Source organism: Corynebacterium sp. MSK035 (genome assembly GCF_030232615.1).
In the GTDB taxonomy this organism is placed as follows: Bacteria; Actinomycetota; Actinomycetes; order Mycobacteriales; family Mycobacteriaceae; genus Corynebacterium; species Corynebacterium jeikeium_D.
This window is the reverse complement of sequence record NZ_JASPJP010000003.1, coordinates 165,398-191,894: the sequence shown is the minus strand read 5'-3', so window position 1 is coordinate 191,894 and position 26,497 is coordinate 165,398. Positions and strand designations below refer to the sequence as shown.

The 26,497-nt window shown below is 58.4% G+C and carries 21 protein-coding genes and 1 pseudogene; all 22 read right to left on the bottom strand.

Translation table 11 applies throughout. The features are described 5' to 3' along the window. Positions 1 to 2: 2 nt before the first annotated feature. Positions 3 to 329: an integration host factor, actinobacterial type gene (gene mihF / locus QP978_RS03630; protein WP_016422714.1), complete on the bottom strand. Its 327-nt coding sequence runs from the start codon at positions 327 to 329 to the stop codon at positions 3 to 5. Between the two features lie 420 nt (positions 330 to 749). After that, positions 750 to 1,619 carry an orotidine-5'-phosphate decarboxylase gene (pyrF, locus tag QP978_RS03625; protein ID WP_284856845.1) on the bottom strand — a complete coding sequence of 290 codons (870 nt, stop codon included), beginning with the start codon at positions 1,617 to 1,619 and terminating at the stop codon, positions 750 to 752. A 1-nt stretch (position 1,620) separates the two neighbouring features. Beyond that, the gene (gene carB / locus QP978_RS03620; RefSeq protein ID WP_284856844.1) at positions 1,621 to 4,980 is read right to left on the bottom strand and encodes a carbamoyl-phosphate synthase large subunit; all 3,360 of its coding nucleotides are present in this window, start codon (positions 4,978 to 4,980) and stop codon (positions 1,621 to 1,623) included. A gap of 24 nt (positions 4,981 to 5,004) precedes the next feature. Further along, on the bottom strand, positions 5,005 to 6,237 hold the full coding sequence (gene carA, locus QP978_RS03615; RefSeq protein ID WP_255465687.1) for a glutamine-hydrolyzing carbamoyl-phosphate synthase small subunit: 1,233 nt from the start codon (positions 6,235 to 6,237) through the stop codon (positions 5,005 to 5,007). 38 nt (positions 6,238 to 6,275) lie between these two features. Continuing rightward, positions 6,276 to 7,637: a dihydroorotase gene (locus QP978_RS03610; RefSeq protein ID WP_070595280.1), complete on the bottom strand. Its 1,362-nt coding sequence runs from the start codon at positions 7,635 to 7,637 to the stop codon at positions 6,276 to 6,278. Beyond that, on the bottom strand, positions 7,638 to 8,591 hold the full coding sequence (locus tag QP978_RS03605) for an aspartate carbamoyltransferase catalytic subunit (protein ID WP_016422709.1): 954 nt from the start codon (positions 8,589 to 8,591) through the stop codon (positions 7,638 to 7,640). Next, positions 8,588 to 9,157 (bottom strand): bifunctional pyr operon transcriptional regulator/uracil phosphoribosyltransferase PyrR, encoded by a 570-nt coding sequence (gene pyrR, locus QP978_RS03600; protein WP_016422708.1) that lies wholly within the window; start codon positions 9,155 to 9,157, stop codon positions 8,588 to 8,590. The genes QP978_RS03605 and pyrR overlap by 4 nt, the downstream gene beginning before the upstream one ends. 434 nt (positions 9,158 to 9,591) lie before the next feature. Further along, positions 9,592 to 10,113, bottom strand: a pseudogene (gene nusB / locus QP978_RS03595) (transcription antitermination factor NusB); the annotation flags it as partial. A 48-nt stretch (positions 10,114 to 10,161) separates the two neighbouring features. After that, a complete protein-coding gene (efp, locus tag QP978_RS03590) occupies positions 10,162 to 10,725 on the bottom strand; it encodes an elongation factor P (protein WP_016422706.1) in 564 nt (187 codons plus the stop codon). A gap of 87 nt (positions 10,726 to 10,812) precedes the next feature. After that, positions 10,813 to 11,985 carry a M24 family metallopeptidase gene (locus tag QP978_RS03585; protein ID WP_070653108.1) on the bottom strand — a complete coding sequence of 391 codons (1,173 nt, stop codon included), beginning with the start codon at positions 11,983 to 11,985 and terminating at the stop codon, positions 10,813 to 10,815. Beyond that, positions 11,982 to 12,458: a type II 3-dehydroquinate dehydratase gene (gene aroQ, locus QP978_RS03580; protein ID WP_016422704.1), complete on the bottom strand. Its 477-nt coding sequence runs from the start codon at positions 12,456 to 12,458 to the stop codon at positions 11,982 to 11,984. The genes QP978_RS03585 and aroQ overlap by 4 nt, the downstream gene beginning before the upstream one ends. Beyond that, positions 12,455 to 13,564, bottom strand: a complete 1,110-nt coding sequence (gene aroB / locus QP978_RS03575; RefSeq protein ID WP_048731847.1) for a 3-dehydroquinate synthase — start codon at positions 13,562 to 13,564, stop codon at positions 12,455 to 12,457. The genes aroQ and aroB overlap by 4 nt, the downstream gene beginning before the upstream one ends. Before the next feature lie 89 nt (positions 13,565 to 13,653). Continuing rightward, positions 13,654 to 14,175, bottom strand: coding sequence for a shikimate kinase (locus QP978_RS03570; RefSeq protein WP_070858631.1), 522 nt, complete (start codon positions 14,173 to 14,175; stop codon positions 13,654 to 13,656). Positions 14,176 to 14,215: 40 nt separating this feature from the next. Continuing rightward, the gene (gene aroC, locus QP978_RS03565; protein ID WP_187400145.1) at positions 14,216 to 15,403 is read right to left on the bottom strand and encodes a chorismate synthase; all 1,188 of its coding nucleotides are present in this window, start codon (positions 15,401 to 15,403) and stop codon (positions 14,216 to 14,218) included. A 94-nt stretch (positions 15,404 to 15,497) separates the two neighbouring features. Further along, positions 15,498 to 16,013, bottom strand: coding sequence for a prepilin peptidase (locus QP978_RS03560; RefSeq protein ID WP_224783722.1), 516 nt, complete (start codon positions 16,011 to 16,013; stop codon positions 15,498 to 15,500). Between the two features lie 122 nt (positions 16,014 to 16,135). Beyond that, on the bottom strand, positions 16,136 to 16,951 hold the full coding sequence (locus tag QP978_RS03555; protein ID WP_016422699.1) for a shikimate dehydrogenase: 816 nt from the start codon (positions 16,949 to 16,951) through the stop codon (positions 16,136 to 16,138). A gap of 14 nt (positions 16,952 to 16,965) precedes the next feature. Then, positions 16,966 to 18,192 (bottom strand): endolytic transglycosylase MltG, encoded by a 1,227-nt coding sequence (gene mltG, locus QP978_RS03550; protein ID WP_048731838.1) that lies wholly within the window; start codon positions 18,190 to 18,192, stop codon positions 16,966 to 16,968. 261 nt (positions 18,193 to 18,453) lie between these two features. After that, on the bottom strand, positions 18,454 to 18,957 hold the full coding sequence (ruvX, locus tag QP978_RS03545; protein ID WP_016422697.1) for a Holliday junction resolvase RuvX: 504 nt from the start codon (positions 18,955 to 18,957) through the stop codon (positions 18,454 to 18,456). 37 nt (positions 18,958 to 18,994) lie between these two features. Further along, complete coding sequence (gene alaS, locus QP978_RS03540; protein ID WP_016422696.1) at positions 18,995 to 21,655, bottom strand: alanine--tRNA ligase; 2,661 nt, start codon at positions 21,653 to 21,655, stop codon at positions 18,995 to 18,997. Between the two features lie 128 nt (positions 21,656 to 21,783). Then, positions 21,784 to 23,109, bottom strand: coding sequence for a replication-associated recombination protein A (locus tag QP978_RS03535; RefSeq protein ID WP_224433708.1), 1,326 nt, complete (start codon positions 23,107 to 23,109; stop codon positions 21,784 to 21,786). A gap of 148 nt (positions 23,110 to 23,257) precedes the next feature. Further along, complete coding sequence (locus QP978_RS03530) at positions 23,258 to 24,439, bottom strand: phosphotransferase family protein (protein ID WP_016422694.1); 1,182 nt, start codon at positions 24,437 to 24,439, stop codon at positions 23,258 to 23,260. 147 nt (positions 24,440 to 24,586) lie between these two features. Next, the gene (aspS, locus tag QP978_RS03525) at positions 24,587 to 26,416 is read right to left on the bottom strand and encodes an aspartate--tRNA ligase (protein WP_016422693.1); all 1,830 of its coding nucleotides are present in this window, start codon (positions 26,414 to 26,416) and stop codon (positions 24,587 to 24,589) included. Positions 26,417 to 26,497: the final 81 nt, after the last annotated feature.

Below are 26,497 nucleotides of genomic sequence, written 5' to 3'. Positions count from 1 at the left end.
GACTAGTCCTCCACTGCGTAGCCGAAGCGCTCCAGCAGAGCGCGACGCTGACGGTCACCCAGACCACGCAGGCGTCGGGTCTGAGCAATCTCCAGGTCATTCATGATGTCCTGTGCCTTGACCTTGCCGACCTTCGGCAGAGCCTCGAGCAGAGCGGAGACCTTCATCTTGCCGATGATCTCGTTCTCGTCAGCCTGCTTGAGAACCTCTGGCAGGTCGATAGCGCCACGCTTCAGCTTGTCCTTGAGCTCTGCGCGTACCTTGCGGGCCTGAGCTGCCTTCTCGAGTGCTGCTGCACGCTGCTCCGGGGTCAACTGCGGAAGGGCCACGTGTTCCTCCGTAAAAATAGATTGGTTAGCTTCTTATTTACTTGCACGAGCCTCGCGTCCACCAAGGGCAGGCAACGACACCGTGCTTAACGATTGGAGACCGTACCGCACTTACCGGTTGTTGAGGCAAATGCTGACGGGGTGTCGATAAAAATGACACCAGGGCTTTATCCGCCCCACCTTTCGGTCGTGGTCAACCAACTCCGGCGATTGTAGCACCGTTTGCCCAGGAGAATGGAAATTGACCACGGTTTTTGTACGAAATCTCCCAGGAATCGTCACAGTAACTTGCCTATACCTACTCCGCCGCCACCTGAGGCTCATTAGGAAAATCTCGGCAGCTAGGTACGGAAGAAGCCCGCAGGGCCACCTGTTCTATGAGGTGGCCCTGCGGGCCTCAGCCAATTCGTCGATTCGCTGCTACCTCTCGGATAGGAACGGAGCCGCAGCTTCAATAGTTGCGCGCCGCAGCGCAGCAGGATCAGGCCCAGCGGAGAGGATCGCACGCGAAACATTCGGCAGTGCAAGACCCTTGGATTCCCCTGCCAGACGATCTACATCGGCCGGGGTTCCACCCTGAGCTCCCACACCGGGCATGAGAATGGGACCGCGCAGGTCACTGAGTACCGGGGCGTCGTCAAGCGTTGCGCCAACAACAACGCCGATGCTGCCCGCCTTTGCACCAGCGTCAATCTGGCGGGCATTAATAGCGGCTGCCTGGTTGACCATGGTCTGAGCCAGACTCTCACCCGAAACGGTCGCCTTCTGTACGGACGCACCTTCCGGATTGGACGTTGCGGCCAGCACGAACAGGCCGCGTCCGTTCTCCAACGCCAACGAAACCGCCGGATCAAGAGCACCGAACCCAAGGTACGGAGATACCGTCAGTGCGTCGGCTGCCAGCGGCGAGCCATCCGATAGCCAGGCATCAGCGTATGCAGCCATCGTCGAACCGATATCGCCACGCTTGGCATCTGCAATCGACAGCGCACCGACGTCCTTCAGATCTGCCAACGTCCGCTCCAGGACGGCAAAGCCCTTGGAACCGTAGGCTTCAAAGAACGCCACCTGGGGCTTGACGACGGCAACGATGTCACCGAACGCCTCGACGCATGTGGCGGCAAAACGCTCTAGACCGTCAGCCGAATGCGGCAACTGCCAGGCATCCAGCAGCCCCGGGTGCGGGTCGATGCCCACGCAGAGCCGACCGCGCTCGGCGACAACCTCGCTGAGGCGATCGCCGAAACCTTTGACTGTCCGCACTGCGGAACCTTCAGCCTTCGCGGTCATGTTAGGCCTGCTCCTGAGCAGCCAACTCTGCCGGGTGGAGTTCCTGCAGAGCCTTAACGCTCATCTCACCGTTGCGCAGTGCCAGAATGCCCTGCAGTGCGGCGACGGCCCCCTGAGCGGTGGTCACACAAGTTACGCCCTGGCTCACAGCAGCAGCGCGAATCTCATATCCGTCAGAGCGTGCGCCAGCAGAACCGGACGGGGTGTTGATAATGATGTCAACCTCACCGTCGCGAATCATGTCGACGATGTCGCGCTCGTCCGTCGGCGCATCGGAATCAGTCGTACGCTTTGCGACGACCTCACACTCAACACCGTTGCGGCGCAGCATACCGGCCGTACCCTCCGTTGCCAGGATGCGGAATCCCATATCCGCCAGCGTGAGGATTGGGAAGACCAGAGTGCGCTTATCGCGGTTGGCCAGCGAGACGAAGATCGTGCCCTCGGTCGGCAGCTCACCGAAACCGGCCAGCTCGCCCTTGGCGAAAGCGGCACCAAAGTTGTCTGCCAAGCCCATGACTTCACCGGTGGACTTCATCTCCGGGCTCAGCAGGCTGTCGAGAGCGCGGCCCTCGAAGTCGCGGAAGCGGTTGAACGGCAGGACGGCTTCCTTAACCGCAATCGGAGCGTCAGCAGGCAGAGAGCCACCGTCGAAGTTGGACGGAATCATGCCCTCTTCGCGCAGTTCCGCGATAGTAGCGCCCATCATGACGCGGGACGCGGCCTTAGCCAGCGGAACTAAGGTTGCCTTGGAGACAAACGGTACGGTACGAGATGCACGCGGGTTGGCCTCGATGACGTAGAGCGTCTCGTCCTTGAGTGCGTACTGAACGTTCATCAGGCCCTTTACACCGATGCCGTGTGCCAGTGCCTTGGTGGATTCACGCACCTTGTCGATGATGCCTGCAGACAGAGTCATCGGAGGCAGCGCACACGCGGAGTCGCCGGAGTGAATACCGGCTTCCTCGATGTGCTCCATAACGCCGCCGAGGTAGACCTCTTCCCCATCACACAGTGCATCAACATCAATCTCGATGGCGCTGTCCAGGAAGCGGTCAACCAGTACCGGGTGCTCATTGGACAGCTCGGTAGCGCGGTTGATGTAGTCCTCCAGAGTGGCCTCATCGTAGACGATTTCCATGCCACGGCCGCCGAGGACGTAGGACGGACGGACCAGCACCGGGTAACCGATACCAGCGGCAACCTGGCGAGCTTCTGCGAAGGAGGTGGCGGTACCGAACTCCGGCGCCGGCAGCTTGGCCTCAGCCAGCACCTTGCCGAACTCACCGCGGTCCTCAGCCAGGTCGATTGCCTCTGGGCTAGTGCCGACGATTGGAACACCTGCGGCCTGCAGACGCTCCGCCAGGCCCAGCGGGGTCTGGCCACCGAGCTGAACAATGACGCCTGCGACCTTTCCGGACTGGCTCTCAGCGTGGTAGACCTCGAGGACATCCTCGAATGTCAATGGCTCGAAGTAGAGGCGATCTGCGGTGTCGTAGTCGGTGGAAACCGTTTCCGGGTTGCAGTTGACCATGACGGTCTCGTACCCAACCCGGGAGAGCTCGAGCGCCGCGTGGACACAGGAGTAGTCGAACTCAATACCCTGGCCGATGCGGTTAGGACCGGAACCGAGGATGATGACCTTTTCCTTCTCGGTCTGCGGGGCGACCTCGGACTCAGCAGCCGGGTCCAGCTCGTATGCCGAGTAGTGGTACGGAGTCTGTGCTTCGAACTCGGCGGAGCAGGTATCGACAGTCTTGAATACGGGGTGGATGTTCAGGCGCCAGCGCAGCTCGCGCACGCCGTCTTCCCCGGCCAATTCCGGACGCAGCGCAGCAATCTGGGCGTCGGACAGTCCCCAGTACTTAGCCTCACGCAGCAGGTCGGAGGTCAGCACCGGAGCGTCGATAAGCTCCTTGCGGATATCCTGCAGGTTTTCCATCTCGGCGATAAACCACGGATCCAGGCCGGAAGCTTCGTGGATCTGCTCGATGGAAGCACCCAGACGCTGAGCCAGCTCAACGTCGTAGATGCGACCTTCAGTCGGACGCTTCAGGTCCTCAAGGACAGCGTTGACATCGCTTGCGCGCTCACCTGCGAAGTCCTCATCCGGAACAGTCCAGAAACCAGCTGGCTTGTTCTCCAGCGAACGCATAACCTTACCGAGCGCGCCGATGTAGTTACGGCCGATAGCCATGGCCTCACCGACGGACTTCATGGTGGTGGTCAGCGTATCGTCAGCACCTGGGAACTTCTCGAAAGCAAAGCGTGGAGCCTTGACAATCACGTAATCCTGCACCGGCTCAAACGCTGCCGGGGTTTCACCGGTGATGTCGTTGGTGATCTCATCAAGGGTGTAGCCGATAGCCAGCTTGGCAGCAATCTTTGCAATCGGGAAACCAGTTGCCTTGGAAGCAAGCGCCGACGAGCGGGAGACGCGCGGGTTCATCTCAATGGTGATGATGCGGCCGTCATTCGGGTTGATGGCGAACTGGATGTTACAGCCACCGGTGTCAACGCCGACCTCACGCAGAATTGCGATGCCCTGGTCACGCATGGTCTGGAACTCGCGGTCGGTCAGAGTCATCGACGGAGCGACAGTCACCGAGTCACCAGTGTGGACACCGAGGGCATCAACGTTTTCAATGGAGCAGACCACGACAACGTTGTCGTCGCCATCGCGCATGAGCTCGAGCTCAAATTCCTTCCAGCCGAGGATGGACTCCTCGATCAGAACATTGGCCTCGGGCGATGCGGCCAGGCCGCCACCTGCAATACGGTCGAGGTCTTCCTGGTTGAAGGCCAGACCGGAACCCAGACCGCCCATGGTGAACGACGGGCGAACAACGACCGGAAGACCGAGCTCTGCAACAGTCTCATGGACTTCTTCCATGTTGTGGCAGACGCGGGAACGAGCGGATTCGCCACCAATCTTGGCGACGATGTCCTTGAACATCTGGCGATCCTCACCGCGCTGAATGGCCGGAATATCAGCACCAATCAGCTCGACATTGTACTTCTCCAGAATGCCCTCGCGGTCCAGCTGAATAGCTGCGTTCAGTGCAGTCTGGCCACCGAGAGTTGCCAGGACAGCGTCAATCGGGTTGCCCTCTGCAGCTTCCTTGGCCAGAATCTTTTCGATGTACTTGGTTTCAATCGGCTCGATATAGGTGGAGTCTGCGAACTCCGGGTCAGTCATAATCGTTGCCGGGTTGGAGTTGACCAGCGTGACTCTCAGGCCCTCTTCGCGCAGCACGCGGCAAGCCTGGGTGCCGGAGTAGTCGAACTCGCAGGCCTGACCGATAACAATCGGGCCGGAGCCGATAACCAGTACGTGGTTGATGTCTGTACGACGTGGCATGGTGTTAGGTCCCTTAGCCCTTTCCTACTTGTTCGAGTTTCCGGTTGCGGACTTGTTGAAATCGACCTTCTGGATCAGCGCCAGGAAGTCATCAAAGAGAGAGTGCGCATCGTGCGGGCCGGCTGCGGACTCCGGGTGGTACTGCACAGAAAAGGCCATGCCGTTCTTCAGTGCGACACCTTCCACGACGTCGTCGTTAAGGCAGGTGTGCGTAACCTCTGCCTCGCCCCACGGGGTATCGAAACTCTCGCCGGCCTTGCCTTCAAGTGCGAAACCGTGGTTCTGAGCGGTGATAAAAATACGGCCAGTGCGGTGGTCCTTCACCGGAACATTGACGCCGCGGTGACCGAAGACCAGCTTGTAGGTATTCAGGCCGAGTGCGCGACCAAGAATCTGGTTACCGAAGCAGATACCGAATAGCGGCATGCCGTCATCGAGGGCAGCCTTGGCGACCGCAACCATCTCATCAGCAGTTGCCGGGTCACCCGGGCCGTTGGACAAGAAGACACCGTCCGGCTGGTATTCCTTCTTAATATCTTCGTACGGAGTGTTAGCCGGAACAACTACGACTTCCAGGCCACGCTTAGCCAGCTCACGCGGGGTGTTGGACTTGATGCCCAGGTCGTAGGCCACAACACGTGCCTTCTTCTCCCCCTGTGGTTCCACGACATAGGCCTCATCGGTGCTGACCTCGCGAGCCAGATCCGCGCCCTTCATCGCAGGCTGAGCGCGAACGATTTCCACCAGCTTATCGACGGGCTGCTGTGCGTCCTCACCGGAGAAAATACCAGCGGCAATCGAGCCATTGTCGCGCAAATGGCGAACCAGCGCGCGAGTATCAATCTGGCGGATACCGATGATGCCCTGTGCCTTCAGTTCATCTTCCAAGCTGCGCTCCGAGCGCCAGTTGGAGGGAATGCGCGACAAATCGCGGATAATAAAGCCAGCTGCCCAAATCTTGTTTCCGCGGGACTCGTAGTCCTCATCGTTCCAACCGGTGTTGCCGATCTGTGGTGCGGTAGCCACAATCAGCTGGCGGTGGTAGGACGGGTCCGTCAGGGTTTCCTGGTAGCCCGTCATAGCGGTGGTAAAAACTGCCTCACCCAGGGTTGTACCGGTGGCGCCGAAACCGCGTCCGCGGAACACTCGGCCATCTGCCAATACCAGGACTGCCGCTGTAGCGGCCGCGGCCTGCGACTCGTTGCTCACGTTATTGCCTTTCAGTTGGGTAGCGTGCGAGGAATTTACATTAATCATACGGGACGCATGTGAATTTTTATGCGTTGACATGAATATTATCCAGCGACCTCTCCGTTAAGAGCGGTCACCTTACCGCGCAGCACGGTAGCTGCCACGGACACGGCCATCTCCATTTCCTCATAAGGAGTGTTCTCGGACTTCGACGCCAGGTCTTCGCCGCGGACCGTCCACTTTTTGCCCGGGTCAACAACAGTCAGGTTGGCAGGCTCACCGACAGCAATCGGACGGCCGTGCCCCGGTAGTTTCACGATTTGAGCGGGACGCTCACTCATGACCTTGGCCAGCCAGCGCCAATCACAATCGCCCTTCAAAACGAACTCTTCGGCGATGATTGGCATCGAGGTCTCCAGACCAAGCATGCCGGGCTTAGCGTGCTCGAACTCGCAGCACTTTTCTTCAGAGCCGTGCGGAGCGTGGTCGGTAGCGACACAGTCAATGATCCCGTCAATCAGAGCCTGACGCAGAGCCAGGGTGTCGCGCTGCTCACGCAGCGGCGGATTGACGCGGTAGACGCCGTCGTAGGTCTCCAACTTCTCATCGGTGAGAATCAGGTGATGCGGGGTAACCTCGGCGGTCAGCGGAATATCATGCTCCTTTGCCCACTTGACCAGCTCAACCGTGCCTTCGGTGGAAGCGTGGCAGATGTGCATGCGTCCGCCGTAGTCGCGAGCCATAATGGCATCTCGGGCCACGATGGACTCCTCAGCTACGCGCGGCCACCCGGTCAGGCCGAGTCGTGCGGCGGTTGGACCTTCGTGAGCCGATGCATCTGCGGTCAGACGCGGATCTTCGCAGTGCTGCGCCAGCAATACGTCTTCGCCGCGGGCGTATTCAATCGCGCGGCGCATAATCAGCGGATTGTCAACGCACTTACCGTCATCGGAGAACATGCGTACCTTCGCCTGCGAGTCTGCCATCATGCCGAACTCAGTCAGCGTATCGCCCTTCAGCCCCTTAGTAATGGATCCGACCGGGTGAACGTCGCAGAGGTTCAGCGCCTGGCCCTTGAGCCACACCGACTCAGCAATCGAGGGGTCATCGGTTACCGGCGCGGTATTGGCCATAGTGAACACTGCGGTGAAACCACCGCGTGCTGCGGCGGCGGAACCAGTGGCCAGGGTTTCCGTATCTTCACGGCCCGGCTCGCGCAGGTGCACATGGATGTCAACCAGACCTGGCAAGAGAACGAGGGAGTCGAACTCCAGGACCTCTACCCCGTCCTCGGCCGTGAGATTTTCACCAATCTCAGCGATGACGCCATCTTCAATCAGAACGTCGACATCTTCGCCTTCACCGTAGGGACGCACGCCCTTCAGCAGCAGCTGTCCCCTCGCGGACGCTGCCAGCGGTCCTACCTCGGGGTACGAGGCTTCGTCATACTCATTGCGATTCGACATTTATGCCTGCCCTTCCAAGTTGGCGGAAACACCTGAGGTCAGCAGTGTGAAAAGAACTGCCATGCGGACGTGGACACCGTTGGCTACCTGCTGCAGCACGGCAGTGCGCGGCAAATCAGCGACGGCATCGTTAATTTCCATGCCACGAAGCATCGGGCCTGGGTGCATCACAATGCAGTCGTCGCGAAGCATCTTCTCGCGAGCCTTCGACAGCCCGTAGCGAGTGGCGTATTCGCGATGGGATGGGAAGAAGCCTCCGTTCATGCGCTCCTGCTGAACGCGGAGCATCATCACGGCATCAGCATCGCGGATCTCGTCTTCCATGCGGTAGGCAACACGCACCGGCCAGGTCTCGATGCCAAACGGCAGCAGCGTCGGTGGCGCGACGAACACGACCTCGGCGCCGAGCTTGCTCAGCAGATCGGCGTTAGAGCGAGCGACGCGAGAATGCAAAATATCGCCAACGATGACGACCTTGCGCCCCTCAATTCCACCGAGGCGCTGACGCAACGTCACTGCGTCCAGGAGAGCCTGCGTCGGGTGCTGGTGCTTTCCGTCACCCGCGTTGATGATCGATGGGCCGTTGCCAAATTCCTCAGTCCACTTGGCGATCAGCTGTGCCGCGCCCGACGATGGGTGCCTAACGACGATGGCATCGCCGCCGATAGCATCCAAAGTCAGCGCGGTGTCTTTCAGACTTTCGCCTTTCTTCACAGAGGAAGAGGAAGCCGAGATATTAATAACATCGGCGCTCATCCACTTACCCGCAGTCTCAAAAGAAGAGCGGGTACGCGTGGAGTTCTCGTAAAAGAGGTTATAAATAGTGCGGCCGCGCAGGGTCGGCAGCTTCTTAATTTCCCGACCGCGGATGACCTCCTTGAAACGATCGGCCTCATCCATCAGGCCGACAATTTCATCCTTGGTCAAATCCGCAATGCTAATCAGGTGTTTCACTGTTCCTCCGCCCGGGTGAGAATAACCGCGTCACGGCCGTCAAGTGCCTCTACCAGCACATCGACGTCTTCGTCGCGGGAAGTTGGCAGATTCTTACCGACGTAATCGGCGCGAATTGGTAGTTGACGATGACCACGATCAACCAGCACTGCAAGCTGAATTACTCGCGGGCGACCGATGTCAGCAATAGCGTCGAGTGCGGCACGAATTGTGCGACCTGAGAAGAGGACATCGTCTACGAGAACAACGGTGGTGCCGTCGATTCCGGAGTTTGGAATGTTCGTGGGCTGCAGGGCGCGGTGCGGGCCCTTGCGCAAGTCATCCCTGTACAGGGTGATATCAAGCGATCCAGTTTCCGGGCGAATGCCGGAGAACTGTTCAATCAAATCGGCTAGCTTCTCCGCCAGCGGTACGCCACCAGATGGAATACCGAGGAGAACTACGCGCCCAGCATTTGGGCTATCCAGCGCAGTTTTTTCAATAATTTGGTGCGCGATGCGCGCGATGGTACGTGCAACTTCGTCTGCATTGAGCAGCTCGGTTGTTTGCGGCGTTCCTTCGCTCATCGTGACCTCCTTCCCCGCCTCTCAGTGCGGTCCGTTAAAGGATGTCTTGATTGTGGATATTTGATTATCAGTTTGCATGACTCGCAACTACGGGCGCGGTGCAAACTTCCGCTGACCAGAATAGCACTCACACTTAAATTGCCTCTAAATGCAACAAAACTCCAAGCCCCCAAAAAAGGGACTTGGAGTTTCAGACAATCCGCGAGAACCGACTGTGATCGGCTCGCAGTGAGCCCGGCCGCTTTGATTGGCTAGGACCCGTTCTCGCTCTTAGCCACGTCTTCAGCCACCAGCTTGGCAATATCGCTCATGTCCAGGCCGGTAATCTTAGCCATCTCATCGGAGTCAGCCAGTGCCTTGTCAGCTTCCTCATTTGCAGCAGCCTGTGCCTGAATAGCCTCGTCGAACTGGGACTCGCCCACCGAAGTGCTAACAGCTGCTGCTGCCAGGCGTGCCTGGTCGGCAATCTTGGCCTCGGCATCGAGAACTGCGTTGATGTACGGTGCCGCCACATCAGTGGAGTATTCCGATGCCAGCTCAACGCCTTCCACCACGGCCACACGCGGAGGCACGTCGGAGTTGTAGAACAGCTCCCAGGTGGAAAGACGCAAGATAGCACGGTCGACTGCCGGTAGGCGACGCAGCGGCCACTCCTCCGTCAGGTACGAAGAAATCGTCGAGTCGATACCGATAATTTCCGCAGCTACACCGCGCACGATCTGCTCGGTGTACTCCGCAATTGGATTCACATCCAGATCGGGATTACGGACCATTTCCAGCCGCTCTTCAAGAAGCTTGACGACGTCGACGCCTCGCTGCTCGGCCTCAAATAGCAGATCTACCGCACGACGGCGCGCACGGTAGCGCGCGCCGTGGCGCTTGTAGTTAGGTTCGCGAACTTTCGCGGACTCCTGCGCATCCGGGGTCTCGACGGACTTGTGATCCTTTTCAGTCATGGATGTGTATGTATCGCTCTCAACAAAAGGGTGAACTAGATGAGGGAATTAGTGGTTGACGCGGGACAGGTAGGAGCCGTCACGGGTGTCGACCTTCAGTACGTCGCCGGTTTCGATGAACAGCGGCACCTGAATCTCAGCGCCAGTCTCCAAAGTTGCCGGCTTGGTGCCACCGGTGGAGCGGTCGCCCTGCAGACCCGGGTCGGTCTGCTCAACCTTCAGTTCAACCGAAACAGGCATTTCAGCGAAAAGAACGTTGCCCTCATGGAAGGACACCTGGCAGGTGGTTTCCGGAAGCAGGAACTTAGCACCCTCCGGCATCTGAGCGTCCAGGATGGAAATCTGGTCGTAGGTCTTGTCGTCCATGAAGACGTATCCTTCACCGTCGTGGTACAGGTACGTCATGTCGCGACGGTCGACGGTAGCAGTCTCAATCTTGACGCCAGCGTTGAAAGTCTTGTCAACAACCTTGCCGGTCAGAACGTCCTTCAGCTTGGTGCGGACGAATGCCGGCCCCTTACCTGGCTTGACGTGCTGGAACTCCACGATCTGCTGAAGCTTATTGTCGTGCTTGATAACTAGACCGTTTTTAAAATCTGCGGTGGTAGCCAACTAAACTCTCCTGAAATTGTTAAAAAGCTCTCTGACGAAACCACGATACTCCGTATCTCATCGAGAGAAAAATAAAACGCCGTGATGTTAGGCCCGCGGTTTCGGCAGCTGCGTAATAATTTCCGGCTCGGTGTCGGTGATAATCAACGTATCTTCGATGCGCACACCGCCGAACCCCGGCACATAAATACCAGGCTCGATGGTCAACGTCATGCCAGCTGCCAACTTCCCCTTGCCGGTGCGAGCAGCAAATGGAGCCTCATGCACCTCAATACCGATTCCGTGGCCGGTGGAATGAACGAAGTGCTCCCCATAACCAGCCTTTTCAATAATGTCCCGGCATGCTGCGTCTACAGCCACAACATCAGCCCCTGGCACGGCCGCTTTTACGCCAGCCAGCTGGGCTTCCAGCACGACATTGTAAATCTCTCGGGCCTTCTCGTCTGCGAACTCCACCCCGGCAACAATCGCGCCGTCCAAATCTGACGACGTATTGTTCGGACCGTTTTCGCTTGACGACGTTCCCGCCTCACCGGCAAAGAGGGTACGTGTCATATCTGAGTTGTAGCCCCCGGCAAAGGCGCCAAAGTCAATAGTGACCAGGTCACCTGCCTCGATTACGCGATCTTCCGCTCCGTGGTGTGGCTTGGCGGAATTCGGGCCGCTCGCGACAATCGTGTCGAAGCTTGGCCGATCGGCGCCATGCATGCGCATGCGGTACTCCAACTCTGCGGCGACTTCGCGCTCCGTGCGGCCGGCGACCACGATGCCGTCGTGAAGCAAGTCCTCGAATGCGCGGACCGCGATGTCGGCGACGTGGCGCAGAGCGACGAGTTCTGTATCGGACTTGACCTCCCGCAGTTTAGAGACGACGCCCGTAGTCGATACCAGCTCGAGTGCCTGTGGCCGGGCATCCTCTAGCTCTTGATAAGCGGCCATAGTGAGGAACTCAGATTCAACACCAAGACGCGAGATATCCAGCTTTCGGCATTGACCGACGAGTGCCACGCCGGTGTTGCGGGCGGTGAGTAACTCCACGTCCGGTGCCTGTTTGCCAGCCTGAACCGTATAGCGGCCGTCGGTGGAAAGCAGCGCTTCCCCACTGGCCGCAACAATCAAACCAGCATTCGAGCCGTGGAAACCTGTAAGCCAACCAACATGCGTCGGATCGACTGTGAGGAAACCGTCGCAGTCGTTGTCGGACAATGCGTCGATAAGAGCGGCTCGGCGGGCGGCGTAGTTCGTGGAGATATCTGTCATAGTTTCGTACTCACCCTTCTCAGTGCCATGGAATACCCATCAGTTCCGCATCCGACGATAACGCCCGCGGCAAGCGCCGACAGGTACGAGTGGTGCCGAAACTCCTCCCGGGCGTGAATGTTTGAAATATGGACCTCGTGGAAGCCCGCGCCGTCGGCAATTTCGGCAAGCGCGTCACGTAGGGCGACGGAGGTGTGTGTCAACCCCCCTGGATTGATAATGACTGGCCAACCGTAGTCGGCAGCTTCGTGAACCCACTCGATGAGTTGACCTTCATAGTTGGATTGGCGGCAATCCACTACGACGCCAAGCTCCTTGGCTAGGGTGCGAAGTTCAGATTCGACATCGGCCAAAGTAGTGGCACCGTAAATTTCTGGCTGACGCTTGCCCAGACGATCGAGGTTCGGGCCGTTCAGAACAAGCACGGTCGGAATCGCCGTTGTGGCATCAGTTGCTGCGCGAAGAGAGGTCATGAGCGGGCTGACTCCTCTGATGCGGCGTGCCCATTGTTGCAGAGCAGTTCGTATGCACGCTCGAGGTCATCCATTCCCGGGCCTTCAAGACGGGCTGTTTCACCGGGGTTTTCTAGAATAACGAATCGGATCGCACCGTCGCGGTTCTTCTTATCCCTGGTCATCGCATCGTAGAGCTCGGTAAAACGACCTGTCTGGTAGGTCGTTGGCAGACCAATGGACTCTAGGATGCGACGGTGGCGGTCGACGAGTTCCTGATCAATATGTCCGGTGATCTTGGCCAGCTCGGCAACATAAACCATGCCTACAGCTACGGCATGGCCATGGCGCCAGCGGTAGTTTTCAAAGTGCTCAACGGCATGACCGAAAGTGTGGCCATAGTTCAGGATCTCACGGAGGCCAGATTCCTTCAGATCCTCAGCGACAACGCGTGCCTTGACAGCAATCGCGCGCTCGACCAGTTCTGGCAGGTCACCGTCAACATCGAGGCAGGCCTGCGGGTTTGCCTCGTAAAGATCGAGAATCTTCGTGTCCGCGATAAATCCAGCCTTGATAATCTCTGCCGAGCCCGCGATCAGCTCGGCCTTCGGCAAGGTGCGCAGGACATCAAGGTCACAGAACACCGCGGCAGGCTCGTGGAAAGCGCCGACCAGGTTCTTGCCGGCTGCAGTGTTGATACCGGTCTTACCGCCGACAGCTGCGTCGACCATGCCGAGCAGCGTCGTCGGGACCTGGATAACCTTCACTCCACGCATCCACGCGGCGGCGACGAATCCACCGAAGTCTGTAGCTGCACCGCCGCCAATCGCGATTACCGCGTCACGCCGGCCCAGACCGCGTTCACCAAAAGTGTCCCAAACTGTTTCAGCAACTGCGAGCGTCTTGCCCTCCTCCGCATCCGGAACCTGGATGCTGAAGGAGTCGACTCCTTTGTCCGCCAGAGCCTTGATGACGCCGAAGCTCAGCTCTTGAACGCTCCCCTGGTGAATTACCGCAACCTGGGAAGCAAAGGTAGCGGCCTCCGCAATCTGCTCGGTGAGTCCATGCCCCATGGTCACCGTGTACGGCGATGGGCCTTCAACACGGATTGTGCGGGTTGAGTTCATTGTCAGTCCCTAGTCGTTAGCGTAAGAAATGTATGGAGTTGCTGGTTATACGGCAGTGTGATTAGCTGCCGCCTTTTAAGAGTCGCCAGTTAAGCCTCGTCGCAGGTTTCATCGAGGTAGCTGAGGATCTCGGCCACAACGCGCTGCGGGGAACGTTCGTCGGAACGCACCTTGAAAGTGGCTGCATCTTCGTAAAAAGCTCGGCGAGCCTCATAGAGCGCGCGGTAATGAGCCTCAGGATCATCCGCCTGGAGCACCGGGCGCGAATTGTTACCCGCTGTACGACGGACACCCTCTGCAATGCTGATCTCGAGGTAGACGACGTTATGGTCTGCCAGCAGGTCACGGGTCGCCTGCGAAATCACGGCACCACCGCCAAGTGAGACGATTCCGTCGTGGGTCAGAGCCTCCGCCACGATTTGTTCCTCGATACGGCGGAATTCCGGCTCTCCCAGCTCGGAAAAGACTTCCCCACAAGTCTTGCCCATGCGCTGTTCAATCATCTCATCGGTATCGGTGAGTTTTGTGCTCAATGCACGAGACAGTCGACGACCGATGGTGGACTTTCCCGATCCGGGCGGTCCGACAAGGACAATAGTAGGAACGGACATTCCCCTCGTTTTACCCTTCTTCGTGTGCGCGACTGTGGCGCTATTTCCAATCAAGGCGACGTCGAGTCTGCTCCAAGTAGCCCTCAACGTTACGCTTGGTTTCCTCCAGGCTATCGCCGCCGAACTTTTCCATCACTGCACGCGCCAGTACCAGCGCGACCATTGCCTCTGCGACAACACCGCCGGCCGGGACCGCGCAGACATCAGAGCGCTGGTGGATTGCGGTAGCTGCATCGCCGCTGGCCATATCGACGGTCTTCAGCGCACGCGGAACGGTCGAAATTGGTTTCATCGCAGCACGCACAACGAGAGGTTGAGCATTAGTCATGCCACCCTCCAGGCCACCGGCGCGGTTAGTTTCCCGATCCACGCCGTCGTCGGTACGCACCATTTCATCGTGAGCCTCGGTGCCACGGCGACGGGCTTCCTCAAAACCGTCGCCGATCTCCACGCCCTTGACGGACTGAATTCCCATCAAGGCAGCCGCAAGCTGCGAATCCAGACGGGCATCACCGGAAATGTGCGATCCCAGACCCACCGGCAGACCGTGGACAACGACCTCGACGATGCCACCGAGGGTGTCGCCCTGCTTCTTGGCGGCCTTGATTTCGTCAATCATCGACTCCTCCGCAGCTGCGGAGAATGCACGCACTGGCGACTCGTCAATCTTGTCCTGATCAGCGAAGGTCGGCAGTGGCCCCTCGTAGGGCTCCGAACGACCGATGGAAATAACGTGGCTGACAACTTCCACACCGAGAGTCTCACGCAGAATTGAGCGTGCCACAACCGATGCCGCCACACGTGCTGCAGTCTCGCGAGCCGATGAACGCTCCAGGATGTTTCGAGCATCGGTGTGGTTGTACTTCAGCATGCCGTTGAAATCGGCATGCCCCGGGCGCGGGCGGGTTAAGGTGGCGCCACGAGCTGTATCCAAAACAACTGGGTCAACTGGATCCGGGCTCATGACCTCAGTCCACTTGGGCCATTCGGAGTTGCCGACCATAATGCCAATCGGCGATCCCAGCGTCTCACCATGTCGAATGCCAGTCAGCAGGGTGACCTCATCAGCCTCAAACTTCATTCGCGCCCCGCGACCATAGCCGAGGCGGCGGCGTGCGAGGTGGCGTGATACGTCATCTGTAGTCAGGGGAAGTCCGGCTGGCGCGCCTTCTACGAGAGCGATAAGCGCTTTGCCGTGAGATTCACCCGCGGTAGTCCAACGAAGCATAGGTATCATAATGTCACGTTTGCCGTACTTCTTGTGCATTTGGGGGCATACAAGTTTCAAATATGCCCCATTTCATCGCCCCTGGTCTACCGCTTCAGGGGACTTGTAGGTACCCTCCGCTTATCCCCCACACAATGGCGGTTGCTGCAAGCATCGCAGGCCCATGAGGCACGCTCGCCGGTACAGGCGCTGTTTTTGCTTTACGACGGTCACCCCAGCCCCGCTTTCCCGCGGTGACTCCTGCCATGAGGAGAGTGAGTCCGGCAGCCAACAGAATTGCCACTGCAATCCAAATTGCTGTCGCCACTGGCTCGCCCGATACCAGACCGACACCGCCCCCGAGAATTGCTGCGAGCTTCACATCTCCAGCCCCCATAGAGCGTGGGTTGAAGATGAAGACTGCTACATAGAGGCCAAACCAGAGGCCTATTCCTGTTCCTATGGCTGCGACTGCACTGGCGAGATTGTCAGCCAAGGTGCTCTTTTGCTGGAGCACCATTCCAGTGGTTGCTATCAGACCCACTGCCCCTAGCACTAACCACCAGTTCGGTAGTCTTCGCCGAGTCACATCCAACCAGCAGCCAATACCGCCCCAGCCGAGTACAAGCATCACGACTAGGAAATAGAAAACCCGGTCAAGGTAGACCGGGGCAATCCTGTGCTGTCCAATCGGAGACAGCCCTATCTCAGTTATTCCCCACCCCATAACTTTGGGATTGTAACGGTTGTGAGCTAGTTCGGCAGCGCTGCACGCATCGCCTCGACATCGGGAGTGCGTCCAGTAAACTGCTCAAACTGTCCCACCGCTTGATGTAGCAACATGGACAATCCACCGACCGCCTGTGTCCCTCCGCGTTCCGCTGCTTTCACAAGTGGGGTTGGCCAGGGATTGTAAATGACGTCGAGAATCTTCGGTGCTCGAGCGAGGTAGCCAGCAACCGACTCAATTGCGGCTGACGGCACCGTAGAGACCAGCACGTCGGCATTACCAGCAATATCTGCCAGGTTTGGAACATCAAAAGTCACCCAAACAAATTCCATCCCCAGCGCGGCAGCTAATGGTTCAATGTCATATGCGCGCTCGGAGCGCGCTACCACGGTCACATGATTGACCCCCAGCTGCGACAGCGCCCAAAGTGCCGGCCGTGCTGTGCCACCGGCACCAACAACAACGGCGCGGCCACGTGGTGCGTTCGTGCAGTCTATCTCGCGCAGTGCTCCCAGTACGCCGTCGCCATCGGTGTTGTCGGCAAACCAATCCGAATCGCGACGGACCAGAGTGTTCGCTGAACCAATGAGCCTCGCGCGCTCACTGACTTCATCGGCGAAGTCCAGCGCGGCAAACTTGCCGGGCATCGTGACGGAAAACCCCTGGAAACTGGGGTCTGCGCCACCAACGACGTCGGCAAGCTCTTCGGCGTTGCATCGGATGCGGTCATAGTGCCAGTCATTCATTCCCGCAGCGCGGTAACCGGCGTTGTGAATAGCCGGCGAGTACGAGTGATCAATCGGATCTCCCAGCACGGCTGCGCGATGAGTTATAGGCATAGGAGTTCTACCTCTTAGCGGTTGGAATCCAGCACGCCATTGTTGCGTGACTCGTCGATAGCGGCCTCGTGCTCTTCGAAGGTCGTGCTAAAGACAGTATTTCCTTCCTTGTCCACCGTGACAAAGTACAGCCAGGTGCCGTCAGCCGGATTTTCCATGGCACGAATCGCCTCGATGGAGGGCGAAGCAATGGGGGTTTCCGGCAGCCCCTCCTTGGCGTAGGTGTTCCACGCGGTCTTTCGCGCGCGGTCCTCATCCGTGGTTGCGATTTCCTGATCTGGCAGGTCGTAGTTGACTGTCGAGTCGAACTGCAGCTGCATCGGTTCGTCGAGACGGTTGAGAATAACGCGAGCGACCTTATCGAAGTCGCCATCTGGCGCCTCCATCTGGATCAAAGAAGCTGCGGTAATCAGCTCGTATGGAGTAAGACCAACCATGTCCGCTGAAGCCATGAGACCCGTGTCCTCATAATTCTTCACCGATTCCTTGACCAATTTTGCAAGCATCTGTTCGGGCGTCTGCTGCGGGTCAAGGTGATGAATACCCGGCGTAATGAGTCCCTCAAGACGACGAGGGTCGTTGCCACGCGCAGCTACCGCGTCCCGTGCCCATTCTGGAACACCCAGCGCGGCCAAATCGGCCTCGCCAGCAGCACGTTCGAGATCGGCCTTGGATACGCAGTCATTGTCTTCAACACAAGTGGCCTCAGAAATAAGCGAGAAAATTCCCTTACGTACATCCGATGAGGACACAATGCGGGTATCGGCGAAACGGGCGCCAGTCGGAATGTCAACGGTACCGACCTGATTTTCGACATCCAGAAGAGCCTCGACGGTCTCGTCGGCCTTCATCCGCTGATGGAGTCGGTAGAAACCAGGCTGCAATTCACTTGAATGAGAGTTCTCATTCGCGGCCTGGATGAACGCACGGGAAGACTTGACGACGCCGCTTTCCACCAACTGGTTGGACAAATCAGTAAGTGACGTGCCTTCACTGACCTCAACAATCGTCAATGGACCCTCAGCTTTGCCATCGTAATCGTCAACAATGCCGCCACGGTTCCAGACGAGGCCAATCACTCCGAGGACCAACACGCATAACAGGACAGAAGTCACATTGATTGCCACTGCCGTTTGGCGGTGACGAACTCGAGACTTTGTCCCACCGCTGCGAGCACCAGCGCGGTCCCGGTCGGCACCGCCGCTATCAGTGCGGCGCGCAGTCTGCGCGTCTTTACTCATCAATAATCTCCTCGAATGCAGCTCACTCTCCCATCGGTATCAGCAAGGAGTCTTCCCGTTCGGGTACGACACGCGACTGATAACGACTGGTGCGACATAGCTTTACGACGAAGTCGTAGCACTAGGTTGCATTGTAGGTGTGAATCGCCACTTCAACTTTTCAAATCCTATGCACGCGACAAACGTGCTTAGGTATTACACACTTAATAATTGCGCAAAGGTGGGTGAATTGTCACCTTTCGGTAACTTTTGTGTGCCCCCTTAGTCGGTATTTCCGTCCAAAGCTTTTGCCCGTCTGTCCAACCAGGACTGCAGAATTTCTACTGCCGCAACCTGGTCAATAATCTTCCGCCCGGACTTAACATCAATACCTGCTGCGTGCAGCCGTGATTGGGCCATTACCGTCGTCATCCGCTCGTCGGCGTAATGCACTACGACTCGGTCACCGAGTCGGCGCTGCAGCCGGAATCCAACGTCAGTAGCTTTCCGCGCAGAAGTCCCGAACGAGCCGTCGAGCATGAGGGGCATGCCGAGAACAATCTCGACGACCTCAAGTTCAGTGGCAAGTTCCACGAGCCGGTCAATATCCGGCCCGTCAGGATCTTTTCGCCCCGTTGCTCGAGTGACTGTTTCAACCGGGGTCGCCAGGATACAGTCGGGGTCAGAGACCGCGACGCCAACGCGGACATCGCCGACGTCGATTCCGAGCCGTCGACCCCGACCGGGATCATCCTGACCGGGGGTATCAATACGGGGCTTAGCCATTGTTTACTGCTCTTCCGATAGCACAGCCGTTAATTGGCTACTTGGACAGTTCGGCCTCAACCGCGGCCAATGCTGCGTCGATTCCGGAAGCATCAGAGCCGGAGCCCTGTGCCATTGCCGGTTTACCGCCGCCCTTGCCGCCGACCTCAGCGCCCATCAGCTTCACCAAATCGCCGGCCTTAATACCGCGATTGACGGCTTCATCCGAAACCGAGGCCACAAACGGAACCTTGCCGCCAGCGTTGGAAATCAACGCAATGACGCTTGGGCGATCCGCAAGGCGCTTCGCCAAGTCATTAGCCAGCGAACGGATGTCCTTCATCTCCGTACCGTCGGGAAGCTTAAGGCCGAGGTAGGTGACATCGCCGATGGTGCGAGCGGACTCCAGGTGAGACGCGGCATTGGCCAGCAGCTGTCCGGCCTTGAAATCAGCGAGCTGCTTCTCTGCAGCCTTGAGCTTTTCAGCCAGTGCTGCAATGCGGTCTGGCAGCTCAGCAGAAGGAGCCTTGAATTCAGTGGCCAGTCGTTCAGCCAGGAGACGCTCGGTGGACAGGTAGCGGAAGGAATCCATACCCGAGTAAGCCTCAATACGGCGCACGCCCGATCCGACCGAGGACTCGCCCAGCACAGCTACCGGACCAATCTGCGAAGAATGCGAAACGTGGGTACCGCCACACAGCTCAATTGAGAACGGGCCACCGACCTCGACAACGCGGACGATGTCGCCGTAGTTCTCGTTGAACAATGCCATGGCACCAGCTGCCTTGGCCTCTTCCAAAGGCATCTCGGCAGTATTGACAGCCCAGTCGTTGTCGACAGCCTCATTGGTGATCTGCTCAATCTCACGGAGCTGTTCCGGTGTGAGCTGCTCACCGTACTTGAAGTCGAAACGGAGGTAGCCCGGCTTATTCATGGAACCAGCCTGAGTTGCAGTATCCCCCAGTACCTGACGCAGAGCACCGTGAATCAAGTGAGTTGCAGTGTGCGCCTGACGAGCACCGTGACGCCACTGCTCGTCGACCAAAGCTTCAGCGGAGACACCCGGAGTGAATTCACCAGCGGTGACAATGCCTTTGTGCAGCCACAGCTTCTTGCCCACCTTTTGAACATCGTTGATGTGGACCACAGCGCCGGAATCAGTCACGATACGACCACGGTCAGCCAGCTGACCGCCGGCCTCGGCGTAGAGCGGAGTGCGATCGAGGATAACCTCAATCTCATCGCCCTCTGCGGCAAACGACTGCTTCTGGCCATCGGCAATGATGCCAAGAATCGTGGATTCGTCGGCAAGCCGATCGTAACCAGTGAAGGACGTCGGGTGTTCATCGATGAACTCGCGGTAGACATGCAGGTCGGTGTGAGACTGCTTCTTTGCCTGGCTGTCGGCCTTTGCGCGCGCACGCTGCTCAGCCATCTCGCGATCGAATTCCTCGCGGTCGATGGTCAGGCCGGCCTCTTCGGCCATCTCGATGGTCAGGTCGATTGGGAAGCCGTGGGTGTCATGCAGGGTGAAGGCGTCGTGACCGGATAGAACGGTTTTACCCTCTGCCTTGGCCTTGGTGGCAGCACGTTCGAACAGCTCCTCACCGGCGGACAGAGTCTTGGTGAAGGTCTTTTCCTCGGCGACGGCGACGCGGCGAATACGGTTCCAGTTCTCCGCGATCTCTGGGTACGACGGGGTCATGGTCTCGGCCGCAATACCAATCAGCTTCTCCAGCACTGGACCGTTAGCGCCGAGCAGACGCGCAGAGCGGATGATGCGGCGCAGCAGGCGACGCAGGATATAGCCACGATCGGAGTTCGAGGGGGTGACACCGTCGAGCATCAGCATCAAGCCGGTGCGGCTGTGGTCGGCGATGACGCGGAAACGGATGTTGTCCTGGTGGTTGGAGCTGTACTTCGAACCGGTGAGCCGCTCAGCTTCGTCGATAACCGGACGCAGCAGATCGGTTTCGTAGACGTTGTCGACACCCTGTAGCAGGAAAGCAACGCGCTCGATGCCCATACCGGTATCGATGTTCTTCTTCGGCAGTGGGCCAAGAATCTCGAAAGAGTCCTTGCCTGTTCCTTCGCCACGCTCGTTTTCCATGAAGACGAGGTTCCAAATCTCGATGTAGCGATCCTCGTCCGCCTCTGGGCCACCGTCAGCACCGTACTCCGGGCCGCGGTCGTAGAAAATCTCTGAACACGGGCCACACGGGCCAGGCACACCCATGGACCAGTAGTTGTCCGCCATGCCTCGGCGCTGAATGCGCTCTTCCGGCACACCAACCTTCTCGTGCCAGATGTCATGGGCCTCATCGTCATCGAGGAAAACCGTCACCCACAGCTTCTCAGCCGGGATGCCAAAGCCGCCGTCCTCAACAGCACCAGTCAGAAGGCTCCATGCATGAGTGATGGCACCTTCCTTGAAGTAATTTCCGAAGGAGAAGTTACCCGCCATCTGGAAGAAGGTGTTGTGGCGGGTGGTGATACCCACCTCTTCAATGTCCAGTGTGCGCACGCACTTCTGAATTGAGGTCGCGGTGGAGAAGTCCGGAGTCTCATTGCCGAGGAAGTAGGGCTTGAACGGCACCATGCCGGCATTAACGAACAGCAGGTTCGGGTCATCCAAAACCAGGGAGGCACTGGGGACCTCGGTGTGTCCCGCCTTTACGAAATGCTGGATGAAGCGATTTCGAATTTCATGAGTCTGCACGGTGTTCTACTTCCTCGTTTCACGTCGAGCGTCCGAGATGTTTAATACAAAACTAGCAGTCTACCCGCTCGGTTCGAGCAACTTTAAAACCACCCCACCGGCACCCCGTAGATTCCGACCGATCTCGCCTACTTCGATTTCCGGCGGCTCCCCCGGATAATTCGGCGAATGCGTCCGAGGTATTCAGCCATGCCGTTTTCACGACCGTGATTGGATGGGACGAAATAATCAGTGCCCACCAACTGATCTGGTGGATACTGTTGGGCGACGACACCCATGGGGTCATTGTGCGGGTAGATATAGTCCACCGCGTGACCAAGGTCCTTAGCCCCGCTGTAATGTCCGTCCCGCAAATGTGGTGGCACCGGTCCGGTCTTCCCGGAACGAACATCCTTCAATGCCCCGTCGATTGCGCTTATGACCGAATTCGACTTCGGTGCTGTTGCCAAGTGAATCGTGGCCTGCGCCAGCGTCAGCCGGGCTTCCGGCATCCCTATCAAGGCAACTGCCTGCGCCGCGGCGACGGCGGTTTGCAGAGCTGTCGGGTCGGCCATACCGATGTCTTCGCTGGCCAGAATAACGATTCGGCGGGCAATAAACCGAGGGTCTTCCCCACCCTCAATCATCCGCGCCAGGTAATGCAGGGCAGCATCGACATCAGATCCGCGAACGGACTTAATAAACGCGCTGGTGACGTCGTAATGCTGGTCGCCGTCGCGGTCATAGCGAACCACGGCTCTGTTGATCGAATTGGCAAGCGACTCAGCGGTAATCTGCTCACCATCGGCGACGGCTTCTGCGGCTGCCTCGAGGTACGTGAGGGAACGACGAGCATCACCAGCTGCCAGCGCAATGAGCTGTTTACGTGCATCGTCTGTCATACTGACGCGACCATTCAGGCCGCGCTCATCGGTAAGTGCTCGATCAATGAGCGTGCCGACGGCTTCGTCGTCCAGTGACTGCAACTGCAACAGCAGTGACCGACTGAGCAGCGGGGACACCACTGAGAAGGATGGGTTTTCCGTCGTTGCCGCGACGAGAAGGACAATCCGGTTTTCCACGGCACCCAACAGGGCATCCTGCTGGGTCTTGGAAAAACGGTGCACCTCGTCGATGAAGAGCACCGTTTGAATGCCCTGGTTAACGAGCGTGCGACGAGCAGTGTCGATAACCGCACGCACTTCCTTTACCCCGGCATTAAGCGCGGAAAGCGCTTCAAAGTGTCGTCCAGTCGCCGCGGAAATCAAACTGGCGAGAGTGGTCTTGCCAGTTCCGGGAGGGCCAAACAAAATAACGGAGGTGTCGCCGCCACCTTCGACCAGACGGCGCAACGGTGCTCCGGGGGCTAACAGGTGGTCTTGACCAACGACTTCATCGAGGTTTCGCGGTCGCATCCGAACCGCCAACGGCGCGTGTGCACCTGGGTGAAAATAGGCGCTCGCATCGGAGTTCAGGCCAGTGCTTGCTGGCCCCGCACTCCGACCTTGGCTCTTGGCCGCTGTAGGTCCGGCGACCGAAGGCTCGTCGAAAAGCCCTGGAGCGTCATCGGCGGAGCCGTTTGCACCGCCTGACGGCAGCTTATTCGGATCCGCCACGTGTGCCCTAGCCTTCCTCTTGCTCTAAGAAATCGATGACTGCATGCGCGAACTGTTCCAGCTCGTCGGCACGATCGTCCTCACACTTATGGGCGAACTGTGCAATCGCGCGAGCCGTGTTAGCCATGTCGCGCCGCTCCAGTGCTGAGCCGCCAACTTCCGGCTTCAGGTCCGTGCGTCCTTCATGCCCCACCCACAGCGCTTGTTTTGGAGAACCGAAGAAGGAAACCGTTGCGGAGATGAAAAACCAACCGAGCAACGCCGCAGCGATGAACGCCATCAAACGGCGGTCGCTCGTGCCGCGATACCAATGGTCACGAATCTCTTCCATCCAGGCACGGACAAACACGTCGACCTCTGCCTCCGATGGACGCTCCACGAAAACGTGCAGCGGGAAGCCTGCGACGACGCTGGCCACGTCGAAGATGACATCGCGGTAACCAGCCCACTCATAGTCGAGGAACTGGACCTTATCCGCCAGCAGAATGTTGTCCGGGGCGAGGTCAAACGGAGTAAACGCCCTATGCGTGCCCTTCTCAATTCGACGAGCAGCATCCTCACCGAAAGAGCGCACAGCGTCGGGAACAGGAATGCCGGACCCCTCGACAGCTCGCATACCAAAGCGAATCCCCGACACAATGCCGTGGTCACGCGCCTCGAGAGCCTCGCGATCGACCTTGTTCTTCACCCACATACGACGACGCAGGGTCTCAAATCCCTCTTCACGAGTATGCGTGTGAATATGCATCCGACCCAGCGAAGCGCCGAGGCTGCGGAATGCGCGCAATCGTCGCTCTTCATCGCCACGAAAGAGTACGTCCGCAAGAGTGTCCACGACACCGACGTCGCTGAGAACCAATAGCTGCTTTGAAACATCGTAAGCAAGAAGCTGAGGCCCCGGGCGGACGTCGTCAGGCAGTGTATTGATGAACTGGTACGCCACGACTTCCCGTAAAACGGCGGGATCGACGCCTTCAGTCGTCGTAGGAATTTGCTTTACGACGACCGTGCGTTCCTGCATAAAGGGATTTGTGGCGACCCGTACGCGGACAACAAGAGCGTTTGACTGACCTGTAAGTACTTCTGGATCCGACAACACTGGAGTGCCGCCGAATCGTGCGGAAAGCAGTGTCTCTGCATCTTTAACTACGCTGTCAACTTCTGCTGCAGCGTCGTCCGAGTACTCCATTGAATGCCCTTTCAATGAGCCAGTTTCAGTCAGGCGATACGGATGTTGCGTTGTGGCCAGTACCGCCTTGGTTAGGAGGAATTGGCGCCACTCGCGCTGTTCACGCTGGAGTGGCAGATCACATTCCTCGCAATGTGATTTCTTTGTTTACTTGCTGTCGCCTGCGTCGGCTGCTGCCTTAACGCCGTCTGCCTTCTGCTTTGGCTTCGGCTTGAAGTCGATACCGGTCTCCTTGCGCTGCTGAGCGGTAATCGGAGTCGGGGCGTCAGTCAACGGATCAACGCCGCCACCGGACTTCGGGAAGGCGATAACTTCGCGAATGGAGTCAACGCCGGCCAGCAGGGAAACGATACGGTCCCAACCGAATGCGATACCACCGTGCGGCGGAGCGCCGTACTGGAAGGCATCCAGCAGGAAGCCGAACTGCTCCTGTGCCTCTTCCTCGCCGATGCCCATAACATCGAAGACGCGCTTCTGGACATCTGGGCGGTGAATACGAATGGAGCCGCCACCAATTTCGTTACCGTTGCAGACGATGTCGTAGGCGTAAGCCAGTGCGTTGCCAGGATCCTTGTCGAAGGTATCCATGTGCTCTGGCTTCGGCGAGGTGAAGGCGTGGTGCACAGCAGTCCACTGCGAGTGGCCCAGGGCAACGTCACCGGAAGCGGTAGCGTCGGCAGCCGGCTCGAACAACGGTGCGTCGACGACCCAGGTGAATGCCCAGTCGCCTTCCTTGATAAGGCCGAGCTTCTTGGCAATCTCTCCACGAGCAGCACCCAGCAGTGCACGGGAGCTCTTAGCGTCACCTGCAGCGAAGAAGATGCAGTCACCCGGCTTCGCGCCTACGTGCGCCGCGATGCCTTCACGCTCTGCGTCAGTAATGTTCTTGGCAACCGGGCCGCCCAGAGTGCCGTCCTCCCCAACAAGGATGTAGGCCAAGCCCTTTGCGCCGCGCTGGCGGGCCCAATCCTGCCAAGCGTCGAGCTGACGACGAGGCTGCGATGCGCCACCGTCCATAACAACTGCACCGACGTAATCGTTCTGGAAGACACGGAAAGTGGTGTCCTTGAAGAACTCGGTGCACTCCACCAGCGGAATGTCGAAGCGCAGGTCCGGCTTGTCAGAACCGTACTTCTCCATGGCCTCCTTGAAGGTCATGCGTGGAATCGGGGTCTGAACAGTGACACCGGCCTCGGCGAAGATAGCAACCAGAATCTCTTCTGCCAGCGCAATGACATCGTCCTGCTCGGCGAAGCTCATCTCAACGTCGAGCTGAGTGAACTCCGGCTGGCGGTCAGCGCGGAAGTCCTCATCTCGGTAGCAGCGGGCGATCTGGTAGTAGCGCTCCATGCCAGCGACCATAAGCAGCTGCTTGAACAACTGAGGGGACTGCGGCAGTGCGTAGAAAGTGCCCGGCTTCAAACGAGCCGGCACCACGAAGTCACGAGCACCTTCCGGCGTAGAGCGAGTCAACGTCGGGGTCTCGATTTCGGTGAAGTCGTGGCTGTCCAGCACCTTACGGGCTGCGCGGTTGACAGCCGCACGGAGACGCATAATCTTGGCCGGGCCTTCACGGCGTAGGTCTAGGTAGCGGTACTTCAGGCGGGCTTCCTCGCCGACAGTGCCAGAAGTTCCAACATCCTCGAGCTGGAACGGCAATGCCGCCGACTCGTTGAGGATGGTCAGCTCCGTAACATTGACCTCAATTTCACCCGATGCCAGGTTCGGGTTTTCGGAGCCCTCCGGGCGCTTCTCAACGACACCGGTGACCTGAATGCAGTATTCGCTGCGCAGGTGGTGTGCACGCTCAGCAACTTCGCTGTTGCGGAACACAACCTGGGCGTAACCGGAGCGGTCACGCATGTCGATGAAGATCACGCCACCATGGTCACGGCGGCGTCCTACCCAACCGGTCAGGGTTACTGTGCTGCCGGCGAGGTCAGCGCGGAGGTCTCCGGCAAGATGCGTACGAAGCACTGCGAATTGGTCCTTCCAAAATTGGTGCTATAGGGATTAACGCTGTGGATAGCGGTTTCGTCCGTGTAGTCTACCTTGAAG